We start from the raw sequence: 22,156 nt of genomic DNA on the forward strand, positions 1-22,156 counted from the left end.
TAGCTTTATAATTATTTTAAAAATTAACTCAATTTAGTCCAAAGCAACCTGCCCCTCTCTGCAAAGATCAAGGATTTCATCTACTTTTTCTATCGTTAAATTTTCATGAAAGAACTTTCCTAACTGCATCATCGGAGCATATCCACAAGCGCCTAAACATTCAGCAGGCTTTAAGGTGAACATTCCGTCTTCTGTGGTTTCTCCGTCCTTAATGTTCAGTTTGGTTCTGATATGGTTAAGGATTTTTTCACTTCCTGAAACCATGCAAGGTCCCGTTCTGCATACTTCCAAAACATATTTACCTACCGGCTTCATATTGAACATTGTATAGAAAGTTGCCACTTCATATACTTCAATTGGCTTAATACTCAATAATTCTGCGACATAATCCATCACAGGAACGTCTAACCATCCTCCGAATTCTTTTTGTGCCAAATGCAGTACAGGAATAAGAGCAGATTTTTGTCTGCCTTCAGGATATCTTGCGATCATTTTGTGCACCTGTGCTAAACTTTCCGGTTTAAAAGCTATTGTTTCGCTCACTTTTTTAAATTTTAAATTTTGAATTTTAGACTTTAAATTCTAAAAAATTTCAATTTTTATGTAGTTTGGATTAATCTAAAATTCATAATCCAAAATTTATAATTATTTTATGCGTCTAATTCTCCCGCAATAATATTCATACTACACATGGTCACGATCGCATCAGAAATTACAGAACCTGTAATCATTTCAGGATATGCCTGATAGTAGATAAAACATGGTCTTCTGAAGTGAAGCCTGTAAGGGCTTCTTCCACCATCGCTCACCAGATAGAATCCTAATTCTCCGTTTCCACCTTCTACAGCATGGTAAACTTCACCTTTCGGCACATCCGTTTCTCCCATTACGATCTTAAAATGGTAAATCAAGGCTTCCATTTTTTGATATACATCAGCCTTTTCAGGAAGATAAAAATCAGGAACATCTGCATGGAATGGCCCTTCAGGAAGATTTTCGTATGCTTGTTTGATGATTTTAATTGATTCCCAAATTTCCTGTTGACGAACCATGAAACGGTCGTAAGTATCTCCTGATGTTCCCACAGGAATAATGAAGTCGAAATCTTGGTAAGAAGAATAAGGCTGTGCAACTCTCACATCATAATCTACACCTGTTGCACGTAGGTTCGGACCTGTAAAACCATAGCTTAATGCTCTTTCTGCAGAAATAGCTCCTGCTCCGATAGTTCTGTCCATGAAAATTCTGTTCCTTTCCAATAAAGTACAGAATTCTTTAAATCTTGGCGGGAACGTTTTAAGGAAATCCTTAATCAACTCATGGAATTTTGGTGTGAAATCTCTTTCAAAACCTCCGATTCTTCCCATATTGGTTGTCATTCTTGCACCACAGATCTGCTCGTACATATCATAAATACGTTCTCTTTCGATGAACATATAAGTAAGACCAGTAATTGCTCCCGAGTCCATTCCCGTTACCCCGTTGCAGATCAGGTGGTCACCGATTCTTGCTAATTCCATTAAAATGACACGCATATAATCTACACGCTTTGGAACTTCAACGCCGATTAGCTTCTCCACAGTCATGTGCCAACCTAAATTGTTGATGGGTGCAGAACAATAATTCATACGGTCGGTAAGGGTCGTGATCTGAGCGTAGTTTCTTCTCTCGGAAATTTTCTCAAATGCTCTGTGGATGTATCCCACGGTTTGCTCGGCGTGAAGGATTCTTTCTCCGTCCATCGTTAAGATATTCTGGAAAATCCCGTGCGTTGCAGGGTGAGTAGGCCCTAAATTGAGGGTGTATAACTGTCCGTCAATTTGCTCCTTACTGTCGTACTGGTTTAGTATATTAGATAATGAGTTATCTTTCATAATATATAATTGATAATTGATAAGCGATAATTGATCATTAATCAATCATCATTAATCATTTATATTTTTATCTTCCGAACATTGCATCGTCCTTATCGGTTCTGGTTCCGTCTTCCAGACGATATTCCTTCAACATGGGATGGTATCCAAGGTCTTCCATATTTAAGATAGGTCTCAGATCAGGATGTCCCTTAAATTTAATTCCGAAGAAATCATAGGTTTCTCTTTCCATCCAGTTGGCTCCGGCGTATAATTCTACTAAAGAATCAACTTCGATATTTTCTCTGGACATAAAGATTTTCAGACGCAATCTGAAATTGGTCATCATATTGTGAAGATGATAAACTACTCCGATTTCTTTTTCAGGAAACTCAGGATAATGGATCCCACAGACATCAGTAAGGAAATTGATTTCTAATGATGAATCTTTGAGGTAATGAACGATTTTCTTCAGATCTTCCTTCTTTACTTCGATTGTCAACATTCCGTAAGGCTCTGAACTAGAGATTACAGATTCCGGAAATTCTCTTGTGATTGCTTCTAATACAAATTCGTTTGTCATTTCCATTAATTACTAATGTTGTAAGAATCTAATAATTTCTGGTATTCAGGCATGTCTCTCCTTCTGATGCTTTCGCTTTCAGCCAAGGCCTGAACCTGCATTACACCTTCTATGATTTGTTCTGGTCTCGGAGGGCAACCAGGGACATAAACGTCTACAGGGATAATTTTATCGATGCCCTGCAATACAGAATAGGTATCAAAAATACCACCGCTGGAAGCACAGGCTCCAACTGCTACCACCCATTTCGGCTCTGCCATCTGAGTGTAAACTTCTTTTAGGACAGGTCCTAATTTTTTAGATATAGTTCCGCAAACCATTAGCATATCTGCCTGTCTTGGTGAGAAAGAGTTTCTTTCCATACCAAATCTTGAAGCATCATACGTTGGGTTTAAGGTCGCCATAAACTCGATACCACAACAAGAGGTTGCAAAAGGTAACGGCCAAAGAGAAAACTTTCTTGCCATCCCGATTACACTGCTCAGTTTCGTTGCGAAAAACCCTTCTCCTTCAAATCCTTCGGGAGCAGGTGCATCTGTTCTTATTACTGGTTTGTTATCTGACATTTTTGTAGATTTTAGATTTTAAATTTTAGATTCTAAATTATTGTTAATGTTAACTTTAATTAAAAATCACCATCTAAAATTTGTAATTTAAAATTTATAATTTCCTTTATTTATCCCAGTCCAGAGCGCCACGTTTCCAGACATAAAAAAATGCCATGAAGAAAATCGCCACGAATGTGAGTACTGCCAGGAATCCTTCCATTCCGAATTCTCTGAAGTTTACTGCATAAGGATAAAAAAATACGATTTCAATATCGAATAGTACAAATAATACCGCAGTCAAAAAATATTTAATGGAAAACGGTGTTCTTGCATTTCCTTCTACCGGGACTCCACACTCCCAGCTTTGGTTTTTTACAGAATTTCCTTTTTTCTGTTTCGGACCTAAAAAATGCGCTCCAAGCAAAGAAATGGCTACGAACCCTATCGCAACACCTGCTTGTATAAGGATTGGAATATAACTTTCAGGTAAATTCATTTTTGCATTATTATCTCAATTTGCAAATTTAGCGAATAAACAAGAAAGCATGAAATTTATCGGGTTAAAAGTCGCTTCAAAATGAAGAAAACCGATAATTTAGAATGAATAAAAATAGTGTTATTTCTTCATTTTTTTAAGAAGAGAAAAAGCCATAAACGAAATATAGGCAAACAATACACTTGCATAAATAATATTGATGGCAGTATCCGTTCTGTCATCACCTGACTGCAGAAAAATATTAAAAATGATAAATCCTGCGATTAAAACTCCAAAAATAATAAGATGGATTTTCATAAATTAAATACTGATAAGTCTACTTTTTTTGATTTGAAGAAATTATTTGATATTTAAAGAGTAAGTGCGCCTTCTTTTATGGTTGACCGGATTGTAATCCTGCCACAAAAGCTGAACACTTTTATTTTCTTCTAATTCCGGATTGGTTTCCAGGTATTTTACTCCTTTTTTTCTGAAAAGCTTCCAGATTTCCTTAAAAATAATGGATGTAACCCCTCTTCGCTGATAATCAGGATGGATTCCTATTAAATAAAAATTAGCCCGGTCGTTTTTCTTTCCCGCTTTCAAAAAATGCCACCATCCGAAAGGTAAAAGTTTTCCTCCTGATTTTTGTAAAGCTATTGAATAAGAAGGCATCGTAATAGCAAAAGCCACGAGCTGATCTGCGTCATCTGCCACACACACAATATAATCCTTATCAATTAACTTAAAATATTTTTCCTTATACGTTTTGCGCTGTTCATCGGAAATAGGAGTGTATGTAGATAGATGCTTATAGGTTTCATCCAAAAGGTCAAACATGGGATCAACATATTCAATAATTTCTTCTTTTGATTTGAATTTTAAAACTTTAAGCTTGTATTTTTGCGATATTAATTCGTTGAATTTGTGAATTTTATCGGGAAGTATTTCAGGGAATTGAAGCTCAAATTCTACCCACTCTTTTTCCTTTGTCAGACCTAAATTTTCAAGATGTTTCGGGTAGTATTCATGGTTGTAAATTCCGATCATCGTTGCAAGTTTGTCAAAACCTAGTGTCAACATTCCTGCTTTGTCCAGATTGGTGAAGCCCATTGGCCCTTCTATTTTGTCGATGTGCTTTTCTTTCGCATATGCTACTGCCGTATCGATCAATGCTTTTGATACTTCGTGATCGTCGATGAAATCAATCCATCCAAAACGTACTTTTTTTATTCCAAGTTCTCGCTCCTCTTTATGATTGATCATTACCGCAATTCGGCCGACAATTTTATGATCTTTATATGCCAGAAATTGTTTCGCTTCAGAGTATTGCAATGCCGGATTTTCCTTCGGATTCCAAATGTTGAACTCATCATTGATAAATGATGGCACATAGTACGGATTGTCTTTGTATAGATCCATTGGAAATCTTACGAATAGCTTCAACTCCTCCGTTGTTTTTACTTCAATTACTGAAACTTTAGACATAGTTTTAAAGGGCAAATTAATAAGCAAATATAGCCAATTAAATGTTATACTTTGGCACAGTTTTTACATCTTATTGCATGAAAATATATTGTAAAGTTATTTAAGATGAATGGGTATTATCTGATTATTATTGTTTCAATGGCTGTGAGCTGGTATGTCTCATGGAAATTGAAATCAAAATTTGAATTTTATTCCAAAGTCCACCTCAGAAACGGACTTTCCGGAAAGGAAGTAGCGGAAAAAATGCTAAGAGATAATGGAATAAACGACGTTCAGGTTATTTCAGTTCCGGGACAATTGACAGACCATTACAACCCTGAAAATAAAACAGTAAATCTTTCGGAAGCCGTTTATATGCAGAGAAATGCAGCAGCGGCAGCGGTCGCAGCCCATGAGTGCGGGCATGCTGTACAACATAAAGTGGGTTATTCCATGCTGCAACTTCGCTCAAAACTGGTTCCTGTGGTACAGATCAGCTCAAACCTTATGCAGTTTGTGCTTATTGCAGGAATTATGATTATGGCTGCTACCCAGTCTATTGAAAATCCAACAGGAAATCGTTTGGTTTTGGCAATAGGAGTGATCATGTTTGCGTTTACAACATTGTTTGCATTTATAACACTTCCGGTAGAGTACGATGCCAGCAACAGGGCAATGAAATGGCTTAGAGATACAGGAACTGTAACAACTGAAGAATATGTAGGCGTAAAAGATAGCTTGAAGTGGGCGGCCAGAACATATGTAGTCGCTGCAATAGGCTCTCTTGCTCAGCTTTTGTACTGGTTATCACTGCTCATGGGAGGCAGAAGAGATTAATTTTTAAAATTAAAAGTAATATACTGCATCTCGGACAATTTGTCTGAGATGTTTTCTTTTTGTGACAGTTTTAAAGATGCTGTGACAACACATTGTTCATTAGCATCAAAATTAATAACTTTTGCTTCATATTTTGAGAGGAGTGTAAAAATGAGGTTCTGCTGATTAAAGTTAAACTGGATTTCAACGACAGTTTCCAGTTCCTTAGTAATAATATTGGCTTCCTCGAGGGTGATCTTTGCAGATTCTTTGTAAGCTTTTACCAATCCTGAAACGCCGAGTTTTGTTCCGCCATAATATCGTACGGAAATTACAAGAACATTTGTGATTTCATGAGCAAGTAACTGATTGTAAATGGGTAATCCCGCACTTCCTGAAGGTTCGCCATCGTCATTAGCACGGTAGTTTTCTCCATTCAGTCCCATTCTGAAGGCATAACAATGATGGGTGGCTTTCGGATGTTCAGCACGTATTTTTTCCAATGCATTCTTCAGTTCGTCTTCATTCTTCACCGGAAAAGCAAAACCAATGAACTTGCTTCCTTTTTCTTTTAATAAAGTATTTTCGACCGGAGATTCTATTGTTTTAAAATTGAACATTAATCTAGGGAATGATTCTACGTGGTATTATTGAATTATTCCTCAAAGATAAAATTTTTTAGGAGAAATATATAAGGATAAAAAAAGAGAACCGTTTCAGTTCTCTGTAATTTGTTTCATAATTAATTTTATTCTGCTGTTTAATTTCAGCAAACATTATAGTTCAATTCCGGGACGTGCACATGCTTGATCAAGCGGAATACATGTTCCAAAGCAGTCGTAATAAAGATGTGGGTTGCATGGACAAACCATTTGATTGAGTACGATGTCAAAGTAACAGCTTGGAATGCCTCCGTTTACTGATTTCAATTCTCTCTTTGAAAGTTTTCTTAAATTTTTCATGATATAGGTTTTAAGTTGATCATGAAGTTACGTAATTAATTTCAAAGTATAGTGATATTTTCAGGAAAATTACTATGTTACATGTTGATTGTTAAAATATTATCTTTTAATTTTTGTAAAATTCAATAATGTTGTCTCTTAATTCTTCTTTCTTGAACGACTTTCGATCTGTAAAGAATGGGGCTTCCGTACCGTTAATAAGCTTAAAATTTTCATTTTTAATAATAATGGCCTCATCCCATAAATTGGCATTAATGAACTGTTGCAGGGTAAATTTGCCTCCCTCAATGATCAACGATTGAATCTGCTCTTTATACAAAACATTCATCAGCTCCTGAACAAAATTTTCTTTATTAATTTTAATGAAATGAATATGATCCTGGATCTCTTCTTTTGTAGCATTAATGACAATTGTCTTTGCCTCATTATTATAAATATTAAAGTCCGCAGGGACTTTTAGATCGAAATCGAGTAATATTCTTACCGGATTTGTCCCTTCTACATTTCTTACCGTAAGGCTGGGATTGTCATTCAGTGCTGTTTGTGTTCCTACAAGAATGGCTTGTTCATCGGCTCTCAACTGATGAACAAACTGATTAACCAAAGAATTTGAAATTGAAAACGGTTTGAAATCCTTATCTATAAAGCCATCACCAGACTGCGCCCACTTCAGAATAATATAAGGTCTTTTCTTTTCATGGAAGGTAAAAAATCTTTTGTTAAGCGTTATACATTCTTTTTCAAGAACTCCTGAAATCACTTCTATTCCTGCGTCCTGAATGATTTTTTTGCCCTTTCCGTTTACTTTGTCATGAGAATCCATCGCTCCGATAACGACTCTTTTGAATCCCAGTTCTTTTATTTTCAAAGCGCACGGTGGGGTTTTTCCATAATGCGCGCAGGGTTCCAAAGAAACGTAGATTGTGGATTCCGGAATGAGAGATTTGTCTTCAACGGAATTAATAGCATTAATCTCCGCATGATTTTCACCGGCTTTATGATGATAGCCTTCACCGATAATTTTATCATGATGTACAATTACACTTCCTACCAGTGGATTTGGATATGTTTTCCCTATCGCCTTACTGGCAAGCTCAATACATCTTTTAATATAAAATTCGTCTTGCATATTGAATGAAAAAAGCGAAGACAAATTGCTTTGCTCCGCTTTATTAATTTTTAATTTATATTATTCTCCGGCAATAATGCTGTGAAGATTTTGTCTTAAAGTTTCTAAATGAGCCTTTTTCTCATCAATTGAGTCAAATGTTTCCTTCAGTAAAGGATTTTCTCTGGACGGATTTTTAAAGAAAGAAAGGTTATTTTCTAATTTTACGATTTCCGCTTCAAGATCAGAGATCTGGCTTTTCATCTTTCTTGCTTTATCTGTTAGTTGATTTTCAGACAAGCCTTCTTCTTTAAGCTCCAGCTCATTGATTTTGTTTAATTTAAGCTTTTCTCTTAATGTTTTGTTGAATTCCGTATTAATTGAAATCTTATCTCTCGGAACCTTTCCGATATTATTCCAGGCTGTTTTTATAGCTTCAATTTTTTCGATGCTTCCTTCTTCATTGGTAACCGTTTTCAACTCGTCAAGCAGAACTTTTTTATTCTTATAATTTTCTTTCCAGTTATCGGTAGAAGCGTTGCTTTTTTCTCTGTAATTATTAAAGAATGCGTTGCAGGCATCACGGAATTCGTCCCAGATTTTATTGGTCATACTTTTCGGAACGTGCCCGATCTTCTTCCAGTCTTCCTGTAGCTTTTTAAATAAAGGAACAGCAATATCCCATTCTTCATTGTTCTGATTGTCTTTAGCCGTCTGGATCAGTTTTAATTTTTCCTCAAGATTAGCCTGTTGAGATCCTTTTAAGGATTTATAATAAGAATTCTTTGTTGTGTTGAAAGCTCTTAATGTAGTTTTAAAATCATTCCAGTTCTGATTAGATAGTTTTCTTGGAACGCTACCTGTTTTCAGGAATTCTGATCGAAGCTCTTCAACCCTTTTGATGGCATTCTGCCAATAATTGTGGTTGGGATTTTCGGATGGTTCGGAAAGCTTTTTTATTTCAGCGATAATCTGATTTTTCTTCTCAAGATTTTCATTTTGCTCTGTTTCGATTGCTGCGGAAAGCTCAGATTTTCTTTCATGAATCTTATTGGAAATTTCCTTGAATTCCTCCCATGTCTTTTCACGGAATTCTTCTGCTACCGGCTCTGCTTCCTCTTTCCAGAGTTTGTGAAGATACTGCAGCTCGTTAAGCGCTTTCTGAATAACAGGCTCATGTTCAAGCTGCTTGGCACGTTCTATGATATGTTGTCTTTTTTCAAGATTGTGGCTGTATTCCTGTTCTAGAAATTCTTTGTTGAGATCCAGCATCTGGTAAAATTGGTTCAGATGATGGAAATAATTATTGTTGAGAATTTTAAACTCAGATTTTGCAACCTGACCGGCATTGGACCAGTCTTCTTTAATTTCTCTGATTGATTTGAAAAGATTGGTTCCCGGTTCGGAGTTCGTGTAAAGATTTTTAAGTCTTTCAATAATATTTTGACGATGCTCAAGATTCTTTTTCTGTTCTTCTTCCTGGCTTTTCTGGTAAGCATCATGCTTTTCTCTGAAAATGTTTACCAAAGCCGAAAGTTTTGCCTGAGACGGATGCTCATAACTGAAATTTTCAGGGGCATTTCCAGCATCTGTATATTCGTGCTTTTTATCTTCTACTTCATCGTGGATATAATGACTTGCTTTTTCTTTGAGCTGATTGAATTTTTTGAAATCTTCACCAGCATTGGGAGCGTTGATGATTTTTTCCATTTCCTTCAAAGCATCAGCCAGAGAGATGTCTACTTCTTCGTGTTCTTCATCATGTTCATTTTCTTCATTTTGAACGTGATCATCCTGAGGTACAACGTTTTCTGAAGTTTCCTCCAAAGATTTAGGATTAGAATTTTTGTTTTCCTCGTTTTCAGAAAGATTGTTTTCTGTAATCATAGCAAATCGTTTATTGTGAGTGGCATTAATATCCTCTAAATATATAGCAAAAAGCTAATATAGCACTAATTTATGTTATTTTTTTTGAAAGTTCCAAATTTCCCAGGCTTTTTCTGCCTGCTGTTCCAGCATATAATATCCGTTCACAGTTTTGGCTCCTTTTGCTGAAGCTTTGATGATAAATTGGGTATAATTCGGATTATAAATTAAATCAATGATCAAATGCTCTTTCGTAATACCCTCGAAAGGAAACTCAAGGCAATCATCCACATTAGGAAATGTTCCTACAGGAGTACACTGAATGATTATTTTGTGATCTTCAACAGTTTTCTCATCCAGATTTTCATAACTGATTTCTGTTTTTCTGGAAACAGTAATTGAAGGAATATTATTTTTATCCAGAATATATTTTATAGCTTTTGCAGCTCCGCCATTTCCTAAAATTATTGCTGAATTCTGATAAGGCTTTTTATGAAGAAGTAAAGTTTTTTCAAACCCGAAAGCGTCTGTGTTGTAACCTGTTTTCTTTCCGTTTTCAATTAAAACGCAGTTTACTGCACCAATTATCTTGGCTTCATCACTGAGGTCATCCAGATAATCAATAATTTTTTCTTTATAGGGAATAGTCACATTAAATCCTAAAAGCTCCGGAACGGAAAATAGGTTATTCACTTCCTCAATTTCATTTAAATCAAAAATATTATATGAATAGCCTTTCAGCATCAGTTTCTGAAATTTATCCTCAAAGAATTTCTTAGAGAAAGAATACGATATGTTTCTTCCGATCAGGCCTAATTTTTTGTTGGAATCCATACTATAAAAGTAAAAAAAAGACCGGACAAAAACCGGTCTTAATCAAAAAATATTTTAAGTTTTAATCGATAATGAATTTAGCTGAATATGAATCTGCTGTAAGGATATAATTTCCTTTCGAAAGTCCTTTAAGATTTATTTTATTTGAATTTTTAAAAGGATTTTCAATGGTTTCGACTACTTTTCCTGAAAAATCATAAATCTGTGCTTTTGAAATTTTATTAAGATTTTCACCTTTTACAAATAGCTCATTGTTTTTTACGGGATTAGGATAGATGGAAAAGGTGTCTGTATTTTTAGAATTTTCAGCAGTTCCAAGTACTCCGGCGCAAGTCCAGCTTACATCATCAATGGCTACTCTGTTTGAAGAAACAGGATTGATGAGTTTAATGGTTGCATTTCCTGCTACATTAATATTATTGATGGTGAATGTTCCTACCGTTGAACTGTAAGGGATGGTTCCCACCTGAATTCCGTTTACTTCTACATTTAATGAGCTTGCAGATCCTGAGAATTTTAGCTGAGTGGTAACCGTCAGACTTTGAACTCCAGTGGAAATTACTGAACTCAATAAATATCCTTCTCTGATGGTAATGGCTTTTCCGTTAATAGTCTGGTCTGTTCTTGCATCAGTCGCATTCCAGGTAATACCGTTGCTAGTCCATGTTCTGGTTGTGTAATTATTTGCGCTTGCAGGAATGTTGGTGAAATTTTCTGTTCCACAAACCGTTCCTGTCTGACCACTTGAAAGGGTTGTTTCTGTAACTGCGTTACTTTGTGCTGAAGGGTTCCCACTTGTATCTTTAGCAATTACATAAAAACTGTAAGTTGTTGAAGGCATCAACCCATACACTGTGGTGGTAGTTCCTGTCACTGTTGTGTTTAAAACACCATCCTTATAAACATCATAAGCAGCAACACCCAGATTGTCTGTAGAAGCTGTCCAGCTTAGAGAAATTGAATTTGCTGTAGGGTTATTTGCTGCCAAATTGGTGGGTGCTGTTGGTGCTTCCGTGTCTATAACGGGACTTCCCCAGATTTCATTAGCATATTCGGGGTGATCAATATATGGATTCCTGTTTCCCTGGTAGGCGTAAGATGCATTGTTTCTGGCAGTTTCTGTCTGTGAAACCGGATCTAAAGTGTTCCAGATCAGGAGTTGATTAAGCTCCCATGTCTGTAATCCGGGGAAAGCAGAGCCACCCAGCATATTCCCAGTGGAAAATCCTGAAAGCTGCGATTCATATCTTGTTATAAAATAAAAAATCATTCTTGCCACATCTCCTTTAAAAGCATCAATAGGCTCGAAAACAATTCCTGAATATCCTGGCGAAACAGAATTTCCTACTTTTGACCCATTCTGAGACGTGAACGTTGAATTTCCCACAACTCCGAATGGGTAGTTTGATCTCATCCCATTTACTTTTCCGTCGGTCGGTCTGATGAAGTGAATATCTGAAACCATGGGTGGCGTACTGTTGAAAAGACTTTGTGGAACAATGTGTTCCCTGTTGTAGCAGTCGCCCTCTACACCGTAAGTTCCGCACTGATTTGTAAAATAAGTGAATGTATAAGGATCGGATCCGTTGGGGTTTTCAGAATACATATCCAGGATTGTTCCGTCGTTTTCATAGCCGGGAATTCCTGCAATATTATCGCGGTCCGTTGTTTCATAGCCTGTCCACAGCCCTCCATAACCGTGATCTACATGCCCGTTTGTGATAATTTGACTGAGTTTAGTTTTTAATTCGGCTCCTGAAAGACCGGTTGTGCCATCGTAATACCCGGTAGGGATTTGAGCAAATGCATTAATAAATGCAAAACTCATTAATAATGAGAATAATGTACGTTTCATTTTTTTAAATTTGGTCGGTAAAAGTAAAAAAAAATTGTACTTGTAAAATATTAATTTTTGGTAATGTAGTCCTTGCCGATTTTAGAAAATACCCATGAAATACCAATGCCGAAAATAGCTGCAGTAAAGGAAACAATCAGGTAATTTTTACCCACAATTTTAATAGGGAAAGGTAACACGTCATTTGCCTTAAAGAACTCTGTATATTGCTGAAAATAGCAGAGAGCAGTCCCGATGATCAATCCTGAAATAATTCCCAGAACGACAATGAGAATTCCTGTATAAAAATAAATTTGTCGCAGATGGCTTAAAGGAAGTCCTAGCGATATTAAAGATTTTGCCTGTTGCTTTTTATCAATCTGTAAGATAATGATTGCACCTGCCAGATTAAAAGTTGTTATAAAAATAACCAGAGCAAAAATTAGATAAATAAACAGCTTTTCAGTATTAATCATTTTCCAGAAAGCGGCATTTTCCTCTTCTTTAGTTTTGATTTCAACATTTTTTCCTAGTGAAGAGAGAAGCTGTTGCTTTACTGTGTTTGAATTGTCAGGATTTTTGAGCTTGATAACAATCTGATAAGCCGAATGTTTAGGAAGGTTTAATAATTCTTCGGTAAGCTCAATGGGTGAAATTATGTAATTATCCAACTGATCTTTTCCCGGAAAAATTCCTGTTACCAGAATATCTTTTTTGTTATAAATATCTTCTTCTTTATTAATGATTCCTGTTCCTGGTTTGGGCATGAAAATAGTGGCATAGCCAGAATCCGAAGATACCGGAATAGAAAGTCTGTTATCCAGCGAATTTTCCATCAAAACCTCATTAGAATATTTGAAGCCCGGGTAAGATCCGTAGAAAATATCTTTGTCAATGGGGTTTACTTTGGTGTAGGCAGAATCAACACCTCGCAGGTAAGCGATGTCGCCTTTGCCATTGTAACTAATGTAGACTTTTTCTTCAATGAGTCTTGAGAAATTACTGATTTCTTTATTGTTTTTCAGAATCGAATTGATTTTATCAAAATCTTTCAGGGTCTTTCCTGAAGAACTTTTAATAGTAAGATCAGCATGGAGGTTGGAAATCAGTTCTTTATTAAGATCTTCCAAACCCGAAAAAACAGAAATGATTACAAACATTGCAGTGACGGCAACCGTCATGGCTCCCACGGCCAGCCATGTAATGAACGTAACGGCAGTGCTGCCTTTTTTTGCTAAAAGGTATCTCGAAGCTATGTAAAATGCAATGTTTTTCAATTTTTACAGAATAGGATTATCACCTTCACCTCTTAGCTCGCGGTCTAATTTTTCAACGTCATCGAGAGTAGTATCCAGATAAAAATTAAGGTTAGGAATTACACGTACTTGCTTTGCCATTTTCTGACCGATAAAATTTCTGTACTGCGCTTTGTTTTCCTCAATCTCTTTCATCACAGCTGCGCGGAACTCTTGCGGAAATATGCTTAAATAAATTTTAGCAATACCAAGATCTGCGGTAACTTTCACATCGGAAACCGATACTAAAATGCTTTGTCTGCTTTCTGCAGCCTGCTTGCGGAAAAGTTCTGCGAAATCTTCCTGTATAATCTGTGCTACTTTTCGTTGTCTGTTACTCTCCATAAGTGGTGCAAATTTAGTACTTTTGTTTGAATTGATCCTTTGAAAATTTGAAGCTTTATCAAATTTACAATTTAATTAGATAAAATATTTATGAAATTAGAACATATCGGTATCGCCGTGAAATCTTTAGGAATTTCTGACGAACTTTTCACAAAACTTTTAGGAAAAGAATCATATAAAAAAGAATCAGTTGAAAGAGAAGGTGTCACGACTTCGTTCTATGCTGCGGGAGAGAGTAAAATTGAGCTTTTAGAGGCGAACAAAGAAGAAAGCCCGGTTTCAAAATTTATTGACAAAAAAGGGGAGGGGATTCATCATCTGGCTTTTGGAGTAGAAAATATTACAAAAGAAATTGAAAGATTAAAAAAAGAAGGATTTGAATTTATTTCTGAAGAGCCTAAAGAAGGTGCTGATAATAAATTAATTGTCTTTCTTCACCCCAAATCTACCAACGGAGTGCTTATAGAACTTTGTCAAGAAAAGCAATAAAAAATTTTGTAGTGCGAGAAATTTTGTTATTTTTGCAGTCACAAAATTCAACCAATTTTGCGGTCCTATAGCTCAGTTGGTTAGAGCACCTGACTCATAATCAGGTGGTCCCTGGTTCGAGCCCAGGTGGGACCACGCTCATAGTCAAGCTTTTACATTAATTTGTAAAAGCTTTTTTATTTTATTGACGAACATTTGACGAACAGCTAAACTTTATAATACTTTATCTTTTTTATATTTTATTTGTATTTTTATATTCTAAAAAGCATAAGTTATGGAATCGTTAGCATATTTAATAGTTTGGATTTGGGCTATCTCCACAGTTGGAATTTCACTTTATAATTTAGCAAGAGCTTATTTTGCATTAACTCCTGTTGTAATTCATTTCACCTGCAAAGAACAATTTGAATGGTATGATGGATTAAACCGTAATAGCGCAATCATTATCACATTTTATTCTTTATTGTCATTATTTATTGCATTAACTTATGGCGTATCAGTAATTAAGTATAATGATTGGTTTAATATCCTTGTCAATTTATTTCTTAACATAATTATACAGATTGGGCTTATGCTCATCATCGAAAATAAAATGCCATATACTATTATTCAAACCTGCAAGAATTTCTTTAATCAAGGTTTTGATTATTATCCATTATCAAGAATTCAGGAAAAAAAGATAAATGTAGCCGATAAGACTTTTGAAATACTTGATACAATCAAAACAACAGTAACTTCTTCAAACACAAAAATTGAAAATCTCATACAACATTACTCAGTAATTGAAACTCCTTTCGCTCCTAAGAAATCTACTGTTAGTACCCAAAAAATTATTGAAAAGTATAAAATAAATCCAATATCTATAAATGATGTAGAAGTACTCATAAAAGGAAGGATTCCCAAACAACCAATTATTTTTACACAAGTGTATTCAGGAAAGATAAACAAAAAGATTATTTTCAGATTCTTTCAAGATAATTTTGAATTAATTGATAACGATACGAAAGATTGGAAAACAGGACAAAATGCAATTCTTGAATTTATAAATAAGTATAGCAGTTTTGAAACCGCTCAAACCGACTATTTGGAATTGAATAAAGGAAATTTCAGTTTAACAGCCGATATTTTGTCAAGATATAAGGATAAAATTTAATTATCCTATTTGTAATACAAGGACTTTTCAATTAACTAATCACTGAATCATTGCAATTTTTATTGCAATGATTTTTCTTATATATAAAGAAAACTAATACCAAAATTCGTTCAATACTTAGTTTGTCTTATTTAGGTTTATTTTACAAAATTGTACTGAGTTAATCAATGTTGGAAGCATATACTTTTATAAAAAGAAATTTTATGGAACCAACAGAAAAAATTAATGCGTTAGAGGAACAGATTGTAGCTCTAATTAAAACACAAACTGAATTTACTTCAAAAGCCTTATTGATTCTTTCCTTAGGAGTTAAAAATATTTACTCTAAAGAAGAAGCCGCACTTTTTTTAAATCTTGACCCTGATTATTTATATCAGCTTAAACATCATAACAAAATAAAGGCATATAAGAAGAAAGGTCAAAAGAAAATCTACTTCAAAAAAGAAGATTTAGAAAATTATGTTTTGTCCGATTCTGATGAAACCGGATATGATGATTTTGAAGAAGAAATTACTAGTAAATGGAAAAAGTAGTAAAGCTTTTTTGCAGTCAAATTAAATCTCTAAAGAAATGACCGAAAAAATTCCTTATTTACGAGTAGGTACTACCTATTATAAGACCATAGAAAAACCATTGATTTCTGGCGACAAGATTTCCATATTGGTTCGCTGGAATCGGGAAACCATTATTAGCGACCACGGTAAAATCTACGTCTCCAAAGTTCCCAAATATGACAGTTTTTGTTGCATTCCTTCCCATTTGAACTACGAGCAGATTATTGACGGATTTTACAATATGTATAATGAAATTCCCTATCAACCAATTGAGGAATATATAAATACTGAAGCTTTGAAGGAAAAAATTCCATTCTCCCTGAACTTTATGGAACATATCTTCAGTGAACAAATAGAATTGGGATTGGATTATATCAAAATATTGTTTGAAAAGCCTACGCAAATGCTCCCAATTTTGTGTTTAGTAAGCAAAGAAAAATCTACAGGAAAATCTACCTTTATTAAATGGCTGAAATCCATTTTTGGGCTTAATATGACCTACATTAAAGGAGATTCATTCAGCAGTCAGTTCAATTCGGATTGGACTTCGATGTTGCTAGTAGCCATAGATGAAGTATTCTTTGACAAGAAAGAAATCACTGAACGTTTGAAATACCTATCCACCACGAATAAAGATAAAATGGAAGCCAAAGGAAAAGACCGGGAGGAAGTCGATTTCTTTGCGAAATTCATTTTATGTTCTAACAATGAAGATAATTTCATTCAAATTGATGAAAACGAAATCCGCTTCTGGATACTGAAAGTAAAACCGATAAAAACCGAAAACACAGATTTTTTAAATCACTTAATTGCTGAAATCCCGTATTTGCTAAGATATTTGATTGAAAGACCGTTTCATTCCCATAAAAAGACAAGAATGTGGTTTTCTGCGTCCGAAATCCGAACAAAGGCGTTGCAAAAACTTGTTTGGAAGAATAATAATCAATTGGAATCTAAAATACTGGAACTTTTCTATGAGTTTTTTGATAGTCGGGAAGAATTGGAGATTCACGTTGTCCCACAGGATGTCCTCAATATGCTGAATAAAATGTTCAAGCCCTATTTCTGGACACGAAACGACATAAGAAAACTCCTGAAGGAAATCTGGAAATTAGAACCTCAAACCAATGGTTTAGCGTACATAAGGTACGATATAGACTATGCAGGAATTTTCTATCAGAACAATTCCATTGGCAGGTATTACACCATAAAAAAAGATTTTATCCTTGAAAAATATGTTGATTTGTTGAATTAAGAGCTAATGAAAATAAAATCAATTAGTTATGATTCAACAAATTATTCAACAAACTTTTAAGACCTGAATTTTGTTGAGCGTTTGTTGAGCCAATAAAATCAAGTTTGTTGAAACGTTGAGCGTTTGTTGAGTAATTAAGCCATTGAAAATTAATAAGATACATCATTTTCTCAACAATTCAACAAAAATTTTGCAAAACCCAATCCGTACACTTTAAGCGATAAGCATCCCTTGGATTTATTCCTAAAACAATTACAAACCTTAAAAAAATTACAAAATGAACTGTCGACAATTCAATAGTATATCATTGGAAGAAGTCCTCCTTTCTCTCGGACACCTTCCAACGAAACAAAATGAGAAAGAAGCTTGGTATCTCAACCCTTTTGCCAGCGAATCCCAAGCCTCTTTTAAATTCGATAAAAGACAAAATGTATGGTATCTCCATTCTGAAGGTATTGGAGGGAACAATACCGATTTTATGAAGAAATACCTGAAAGCTTCAATAAAAGAAGTTCTGGAATGGGCAGAAAAACAAAATTTTTCTTCTTTTGAACCGCAGAGTGCAATTCAAAGGCAAAACATTACGAAGCCCAATTATCAAATCGCTGAAATCAAAGAACTTCAAAATGAGCATTTGAAAAACTATCTTTTACAAAGAGGACTTTCGGAAATGGTCTTTCCATTTGTAAAGGAAGTACATTTCCAAATGGGAGAAAAAAAACTGTATGCTGTAGGTTTTCAAAATCTTTCCGAAGGTTGGGAACTCAGAAACTCATTTTACAAAGGAGCTGTTCTTAAAAAAGATATTTCAATAATTAATATCAATGACAATGCTCAATATAAAAATCATAAAAACACCAGTGTTGCGGTCTTTGAAGGCTTTATTGATGCCTTGTCTTTTATAGAAATGCGGAAATCCTATACAGGAGATTTGCTCATAATGAATTCTATTGCACTTTTAAATAAGACAAAAGAGCATTTGAAAGACTATTCCGAAATCCATTTGTTTTTAGATAATGACCCAGCCGGAATAAAATGCAAGAACGACATTTTGAAAAACTTTCCCAAAGCCAAAGACCATTCTGAAATCTATTCAGCTTACAAAGATTTGAACGAATATATGGTTGAGATTAAAATTGAAATCGAAGAGAAGTACGAAAAAGAGAAAAATAATCTGCGACAAAAAGAACAACAGGAAAATCAACCTGCCCAAATATACAGAAGGAAACGCTGATAGGCGCAAGCATAATTTTTACCAACTATATGCAAAAGTTAGGAGCTCATTCGCAACTTTGAAGGTCGGTTCCCTCCCAACAAAGTTGCTACTTCGCCCTGCGGGGCTTTAACGTGAGTAAAATAGATACAAGCTATATGACAAATCAGATTGAAATTACTGTAAATATTCCTAAAAGGATTGAATATCTCTCTAATTATTTTGTGTGGGTAAAATGAATACAAGCTTTTGCTTTACGTGCGTAAAATAGCTACACACAATTTCAAAGTGTGGGTAAAATGAGTACAGACTTTCGATTTACCTGAGTAAAATAACTACACACTATTTCTCGACGTGGGTAAAATAGATACAACTTCCTCACAAGCCTAAGCCTTTGTAAAAAGCCAGAAAAATTAATAAGCACAACATTATATAATTCAATAAATACATACGATTCTAAAAACACAATATATTATTCAGATGAAGACTTCCATTAATTTCAAAGCCGCTAAATCCGATTCCGAAGTTCACAATTTTAGAAAGAAATCCTTTGATTATATCCGCAAAGATTTGACCCCGAAAAATGAATACTGGATGGAACAAAAAATAGCAGACCGCCTTCAAAAAATTGAAGCCTATTGTAAAGAAAAATCAGGAAGAAAATTACAAAAAAATGCTATGCCGGTTCGGGAAGCTGTTGTGGTTATCAAAGAAGATACTACAATGCTGGAACTTCATAATTTGTCAAAAAGATTAGAAGAGGAATTGAAGATAAGAGTTTTCCAGATTGCTGTTCACAAAGATGAAGGACATTATGATAAGGATACCAATGAATGGAAACCAAACTATCACGCTCATCTGGTTGCGGACTGGCAGGATTTGGAAACAGGAAAAACCTTGAAACATCAATCCTTTCATTATTCCAAAATGCAGGATATCACCGCAGAATGTTTAGAAATGGAAAGGGGAAATTCCAATACCGGAATACAGAGGTTGGAAGCTGTTGAATTTAAAATCAGGAAAAAGGAAGAAGAGTTAAAAATTTTGGAAGAAAAATACAATGAAATGAAATCCGAGATTGAATCAAAGAAGTCGGAGGAGCTTATCGTAAAAGAATCAGACTTTCTTGGATTCCAGAAGATAAAAATAGAAAAGACTGTTGAAAACTATGAGAAAGCTCTTAAAGTTCAAAATACAAAGCTTGTAAAAAACAAAATAGACTTAGAATCGAAGTCAAAGCAGATTACGGAACTAAATACAAAAATTGAAGACTTAAAACAGGAAGTCGATTTTCTAAAAAGCAAAAGCTCTGTTGTATTGACCAACGAAAAAGCTTTTGCTTTTGAAAAGAAAAAATATCTCGATTCTGTACAAAATACATTGGAAAAAGCCATCAGGTTTGAGAAGTTAAATCCTAGTCTGAAAATAGAGAGCCACCAGCAGATGATAGCAGAGCTGATTAAAATTTCGGAGAAAGTCTCCCACAAAAACAATATCCCTTCTTCAGCTTTTGAAGAGATTTTTAAGGATTCTGTGAAGCTTGCTCACCTCTTTACAATTTTACGGTTTGGGGATAGGAAAAGTAATCAGTCGACAAATAATGACATAGAGAATAGTCCAAAAAAAAGACAATTGAGACGGTAAGACTTTGTAAAAAATAATACTCTTTTTTAACTAGGATTTTCTTTTTACATTTGTAGAAGTACAAAAAGAAATTATAAGAATAGAAATTAAGAATTTATATATTTAAAATATTGCGTTAAGCAAATCATTTTCTAACTCAAATACTGGTAATATAAGAACTAAAGAAATATGATTGCGAGATGCACCCGTCCGGGTGTGTTTTGCTTCATTTCTTTAGTGGGTTATACCAGTAGCCTGAGTTAGAGTGGAGTATATTCACACCTTTTTTATTTATATCAAAAACTAACAAACCAAACAATATGAAAAATTCAGTAAAAACACGCAACCAAAAAAGGGTAAAAACACCTACACTGTATTTCCAAGATTTTTATTATCATTACAACCAAAAACACAAATTCTAAATGCAATGCAGAAATTTTATTTTTCATTTGTTTTTTTATGTAATAGTTTGATAGGGTTTTCGCAGATTCCCGACCTGCCAACTCCGTATAATATTACTCCTTCTAGTGCATTTCCAGTCCCAAGGACTATAACAAGCACCGATATAAAAAATTCGATAAAATTTCCCAATGCTGTAAATTCGACAATTGATAGCAAAGTTCAACAACTGAACGAGGCTCTTGTAAAAGAAACACAAACGCACATCAATGAGCAAATCGAAGAGCAAAAAAAGCAGTTGTATTACAGACAGCAGGAAAAAGAATTTGCACAAACTTATTTTTTACCTTCATTATCCGATAAAGCAGGAGCAACAGCTTACTATTCCGCTTTTGAAAACCTATCAAAGCTCAATCCCGAAGATTATTCAATTGCAGATGCTACCTTTTTTGTGGAAAACGCTTTTTATAACAACGACAAAAGTTTTCAGAATATTTATCAGAACTATATTCAGAAAGCAGTTAAAATCATACGTTCCGAAATCACGAAAAACAAAATTTCCGATGATGACAATACCTCCAAGAATTTAACCCTTTTCCAATATTTTTCAGGAGATACCAAACAGAACGGAAAAATCGTCCACAAAGCAACAAAGTATGATTTTGATGATTATTGGGGAGCAAAAGATTACTCCAAAATGTTTGTATCAAAGCTGATGAGAACCAATACGGGGCAATGCCACTCAATGCCGTTGCTATATCTTATCCTTGCCGAGCAAATCGGTGCGGAAGCATCGTTGGTGCTTTCGCCGAATCATTCCTATATAAGATTTGAGGACAATGACGGTGAAATGTTGAATGCAGAACTGACCAACGGAATGTTTACGGCAAATTCCTTTGTTCTGAACAACGGCTACATCAAATCCGAAGCTTTGCAAAATAAAATGTATATGCAGAACCTCACAAAAAAGGAACTCCTTTCCCAAACTTTTGTAGATTTGGCAAGCGGATATATTCATAAGTTCGGGTATGATGAATTTGTGGGGAAAATTTTAGATAAAGCACAACAGCTGAATCCTAATAATATCAATGCGGTGCTTTGGGAATCGAATCTCAATCAGGAAAGGTTTGTAAAAGCTTGTAATAATTTAGGAATCAATCCGAACGATAAAGACGAATTGCAGAAGATTAAAAATTTTCCTGAATTGATTGCGCAGCTAAGAAATATCAACGGGCAGTTTGATTTTATTGACCAATCGGGATTTACGCAGATGCCTGCGGAACAGTATGAGAAATGGCTCGGCTCTCTTCAAAGAGCTGAAAATAAGCAGAGGAGCGATGAAATTTTAGAAAAAATAAAGGCGATTGAAGCCCAAAAAAGAAAAGAAGCACAACAAAGAGAATTACAGCAAAAGATAAAAAAAGTAATACCTAAAAAAGAGGCGCCAAAAGTTTACTGGATTCCATTATTAACTTAAAAACTAA

General features: G+C 34.8%; 23 protein-coding genes and 1 tRNA gene. 9 read left to right on the forward strand and 15 right to left on the reverse strand.

The features are described from left to right. Positions 1–33 precede the first annotated feature (33 nt). The 7 genes from BMW64_RS11805 to BMW64_RS11830 all read right to left on the reverse strand — a co-directional run bounded on the left by BMW64_RS11805 (position 34) and on the right by BMW64_RS11830 (position 4,947). Positions 34–543: an NADH-quinone oxidoreductase subunit NuoE family protein gene (locus BMW64_RS11805; RefSeq protein ID WP_090000172.1), complete on the reverse strand. Its 510-nt coding sequence runs from the start codon at positions 541–543 to the stop codon at positions 34–36. A 107-nt stretch (positions 544–650) separates the two neighbouring features. Then, a complete protein-coding gene (gene nuoD / locus BMW64_RS11810; protein WP_090000173.1) occupies positions 651–1,874 on the reverse strand; it encodes an NADH dehydrogenase (quinone) subunit D in 1,224 nt (407 codons plus the stop codon). Positions 1,875–1,941: 67 nt separating this feature from the next. Beyond that, the gene (locus tag BMW64_RS11815; RefSeq protein WP_090000436.1) at positions 1,942–2,436 is read right to left on the reverse strand and encodes an NADH-quinone oxidoreductase subunit C; all 495 of its coding nucleotides are present in this window, start codon (positions 2,434–2,436) and stop codon (positions 1,942–1,944) included. A gap of 5 nt (positions 2,437–2,441) precedes the next feature. Beyond that, entirely contained in the window at positions 2,442–3,002 is a 561-nt protein-coding gene (locus BMW64_RS11820) for an NADH-quinone oxidoreductase subunit B (protein ID WP_047397471.1), read from the reverse strand. A 106-nt stretch (positions 3,003–3,108) separates the two neighbouring features. After that, the gene (locus tag BMW64_RS11825) at positions 3,109–3,480 is read right to left on the reverse strand and encodes an NADH-quinone oxidoreductase subunit A (protein ID WP_027380112.1); all 372 of its coding nucleotides are present in this window, start codon (positions 3,478–3,480) and stop codon (positions 3,109–3,111) included. Between the two features lie 120 nt (positions 3,481–3,600). Beyond that, on the reverse strand, positions 3,601–3,777 hold the full coding sequence (locus BMW64_RS20695) for a hypothetical protein (protein ID WP_177175280.1): 177 nt from the start codon (positions 3,775–3,777) through the stop codon (positions 3,601–3,603). A gap of 42 nt (positions 3,778–3,819) precedes the next feature. Beyond that, complete coding sequence (locus BMW64_RS11830; protein ID WP_090000174.1) at positions 3,820–4,947, reverse strand: GNAT family N-acetyltransferase; 1,128 nt, start codon at positions 4,945–4,947, stop codon at positions 3,820–3,822. Positions 4,948–5,052: 105 nt separating this feature from the next. Here BMW64_RS11830 and BMW64_RS11835 point away from each other — a divergent pair, with 105 nt between their 5' ends. Further along, positions 5,053–5,763: a zinc metallopeptidase gene (locus BMW64_RS11835; RefSeq protein WP_090000175.1), complete on the forward strand. Its 711-nt coding sequence runs from the start codon at positions 5,053–5,055 to the stop codon at positions 5,761–5,763. On the opposite strand, the gene BMW64_RS11840 is transcribed toward BMW64_RS11835, so the two are convergent. From BMW64_RS11840 to rbfA, 8 genes are all read right to left on the reverse strand, one after another. Then, on the reverse strand, positions 5,760–6,362 hold the full coding sequence (locus BMW64_RS11840) for an IMPACT family protein (protein ID WP_090000176.1): 603 nt from the start codon (positions 6,360–6,362) through the stop codon (positions 5,760–5,762). The genes BMW64_RS11835 and BMW64_RS11840 overlap by 4 nt on opposite strands. A 156-nt stretch (positions 6,363–6,518) precedes the next feature. Then, positions 6,519–6,704, reverse strand: coding sequence for a bacteriocin-like protein (locus BMW64_RS21155; RefSeq protein ID WP_449390423.1), 186 nt, complete (start codon positions 6,702–6,704; stop codon positions 6,519–6,521). Positions 6,705–6,810: 106 nt separating this feature from the next. Then, entirely contained in the window at positions 6,811–7,833 is a 1,023-nt protein-coding gene (gene ribD, locus BMW64_RS11845; protein ID WP_090000177.1) for a bifunctional diaminohydroxyphosphoribosylaminopyrimidine deaminase/5-amino-6-(5-phosphoribosylamino)uracil reductase RibD, read from the reverse strand. Between the two features lie 60 nt (positions 7,834–7,893). Further along, positions 7,894–9,699, reverse strand: coding sequence for a DUF349 domain-containing protein (locus BMW64_RS11850; protein WP_090000178.1), 1,806 nt, complete (start codon positions 9,697–9,699; stop codon positions 7,894–7,896). A gap of 75 nt (positions 9,700–9,774) precedes the next feature. After that, a complete protein-coding gene (locus tag BMW64_RS11855; protein ID WP_090000179.1) occupies positions 9,775–10,512 on the reverse strand; it encodes a shikimate dehydrogenase family protein in 738 nt (245 codons plus the stop codon). 61 nt (positions 10,513–10,573) lie between these two features. After that, positions 10,574–12,367: an endonuclease gene (locus BMW64_RS11860; protein WP_090000180.1), complete on the reverse strand. Its 1,794-nt coding sequence runs from the start codon at positions 12,365–12,367 to the stop codon at positions 10,574–10,576. Positions 12,368–12,417: 50 nt separating this feature from the next. Continuing rightward, the gene (locus tag BMW64_RS11865) at positions 12,418–13,623 is read right to left on the reverse strand and encodes an ABC transporter permease (RefSeq protein WP_090000181.1); all 1,206 of its coding nucleotides are present in this window, start codon (positions 13,621–13,623) and stop codon (positions 12,418–12,420) included. Positions 13,624–13,626: 3 nt separating this feature from the next. Further along, on the reverse strand, positions 13,627–13,986 hold the full coding sequence (gene rbfA / locus BMW64_RS11870; protein WP_090000182.1) for a 30S ribosome-binding factor RbfA: 360 nt from the start codon (positions 13,984–13,986) through the stop codon (positions 13,627–13,629). A gap of 90 nt (positions 13,987–14,076) precedes the next feature. Here rbfA and mce point away from each other — a divergent pair, with 90 nt between their 5' ends. The 8 genes from mce (at position 14,077) to BMW64_RS11910 (ending at position 22,149) form a co-directional block, all read left to right on the forward strand. Continuing rightward, positions 14,077–14,475 carry a methylmalonyl-CoA epimerase gene (gene mce, locus BMW64_RS11875; RefSeq protein WP_090000183.1) on the forward strand — a complete coding sequence of 133 codons (399 nt, stop codon included), beginning with the start codon at positions 14,077–14,079 and terminating at the stop codon, positions 14,473–14,475. 61 nt (positions 14,476–14,536) lie between these two features. Continuing rightward, a tRNA-Ile gene (locus BMW64_RS11880) sits at positions 14,537–14,610 on the forward strand. A 139-nt stretch (positions 14,611–14,749) separates the two neighbouring features. Next, positions 14,750–15,628 carry a hypothetical protein gene (locus BMW64_RS11885; RefSeq protein ID WP_090000184.1) on the forward strand — a complete coding sequence of 293 codons (879 nt, stop codon included), beginning with the start codon at positions 14,750–14,752 and terminating at the stop codon, positions 15,626–15,628. Between the two features lie 203 nt (positions 15,629–15,831). Next, positions 15,832–16,161, forward strand: a complete 330-nt coding sequence (locus tag BMW64_RS11890) for a helix-turn-helix domain-containing protein (RefSeq protein ID WP_177175281.1) — start codon at positions 15,832–15,834, stop codon at positions 16,159–16,161. 37 nt (positions 16,162–16,198) lie between these two features. Then, positions 16,199–17,437, forward strand: a complete 1,239-nt coding sequence (locus BMW64_RS11895; protein WP_090000186.1) for a primase-helicase family protein — start codon at positions 16,199–16,201, stop codon at positions 17,435–17,437. Positions 17,438–17,714: 277 nt separating this feature from the next. After that, positions 17,715–18,671 carry a toprim domain-containing protein gene (locus tag BMW64_RS11900; protein ID WP_090000187.1) on the forward strand — a complete coding sequence of 319 codons (957 nt, stop codon included), beginning with the start codon at positions 17,715–17,717 and terminating at the stop codon, positions 18,669–18,671. A gap of 459 nt (positions 18,672–19,130) precedes the next feature. Beyond that, positions 19,131–20,294, forward strand: coding sequence for a hypothetical protein (locus tag BMW64_RS11905; protein ID WP_090000188.1), 1,164 nt, complete (start codon positions 19,131–19,133; stop codon positions 20,292–20,294). Positions 20,295–20,700: 406 nt separating this feature from the next. Continuing rightward, a complete protein-coding gene (locus BMW64_RS11910) occupies positions 20,701–22,149 on the forward strand; it encodes a hypothetical protein (protein WP_090000189.1) in 1,449 nt (482 codons plus the stop codon). The last annotated feature ends 7 nt before the right edge of the window (positions 22,150–22,156 follow it).

Origin of the sequence: Chryseobacterium taichungense (assembly GCF_900109935.1) — a bacterium.
Classification (GTDB): Bacteria; Bacteroidota; Bacteroidia; order Flavobacteriales; family Weeksellaceae; genus Chryseobacterium; species Chryseobacterium taichungense.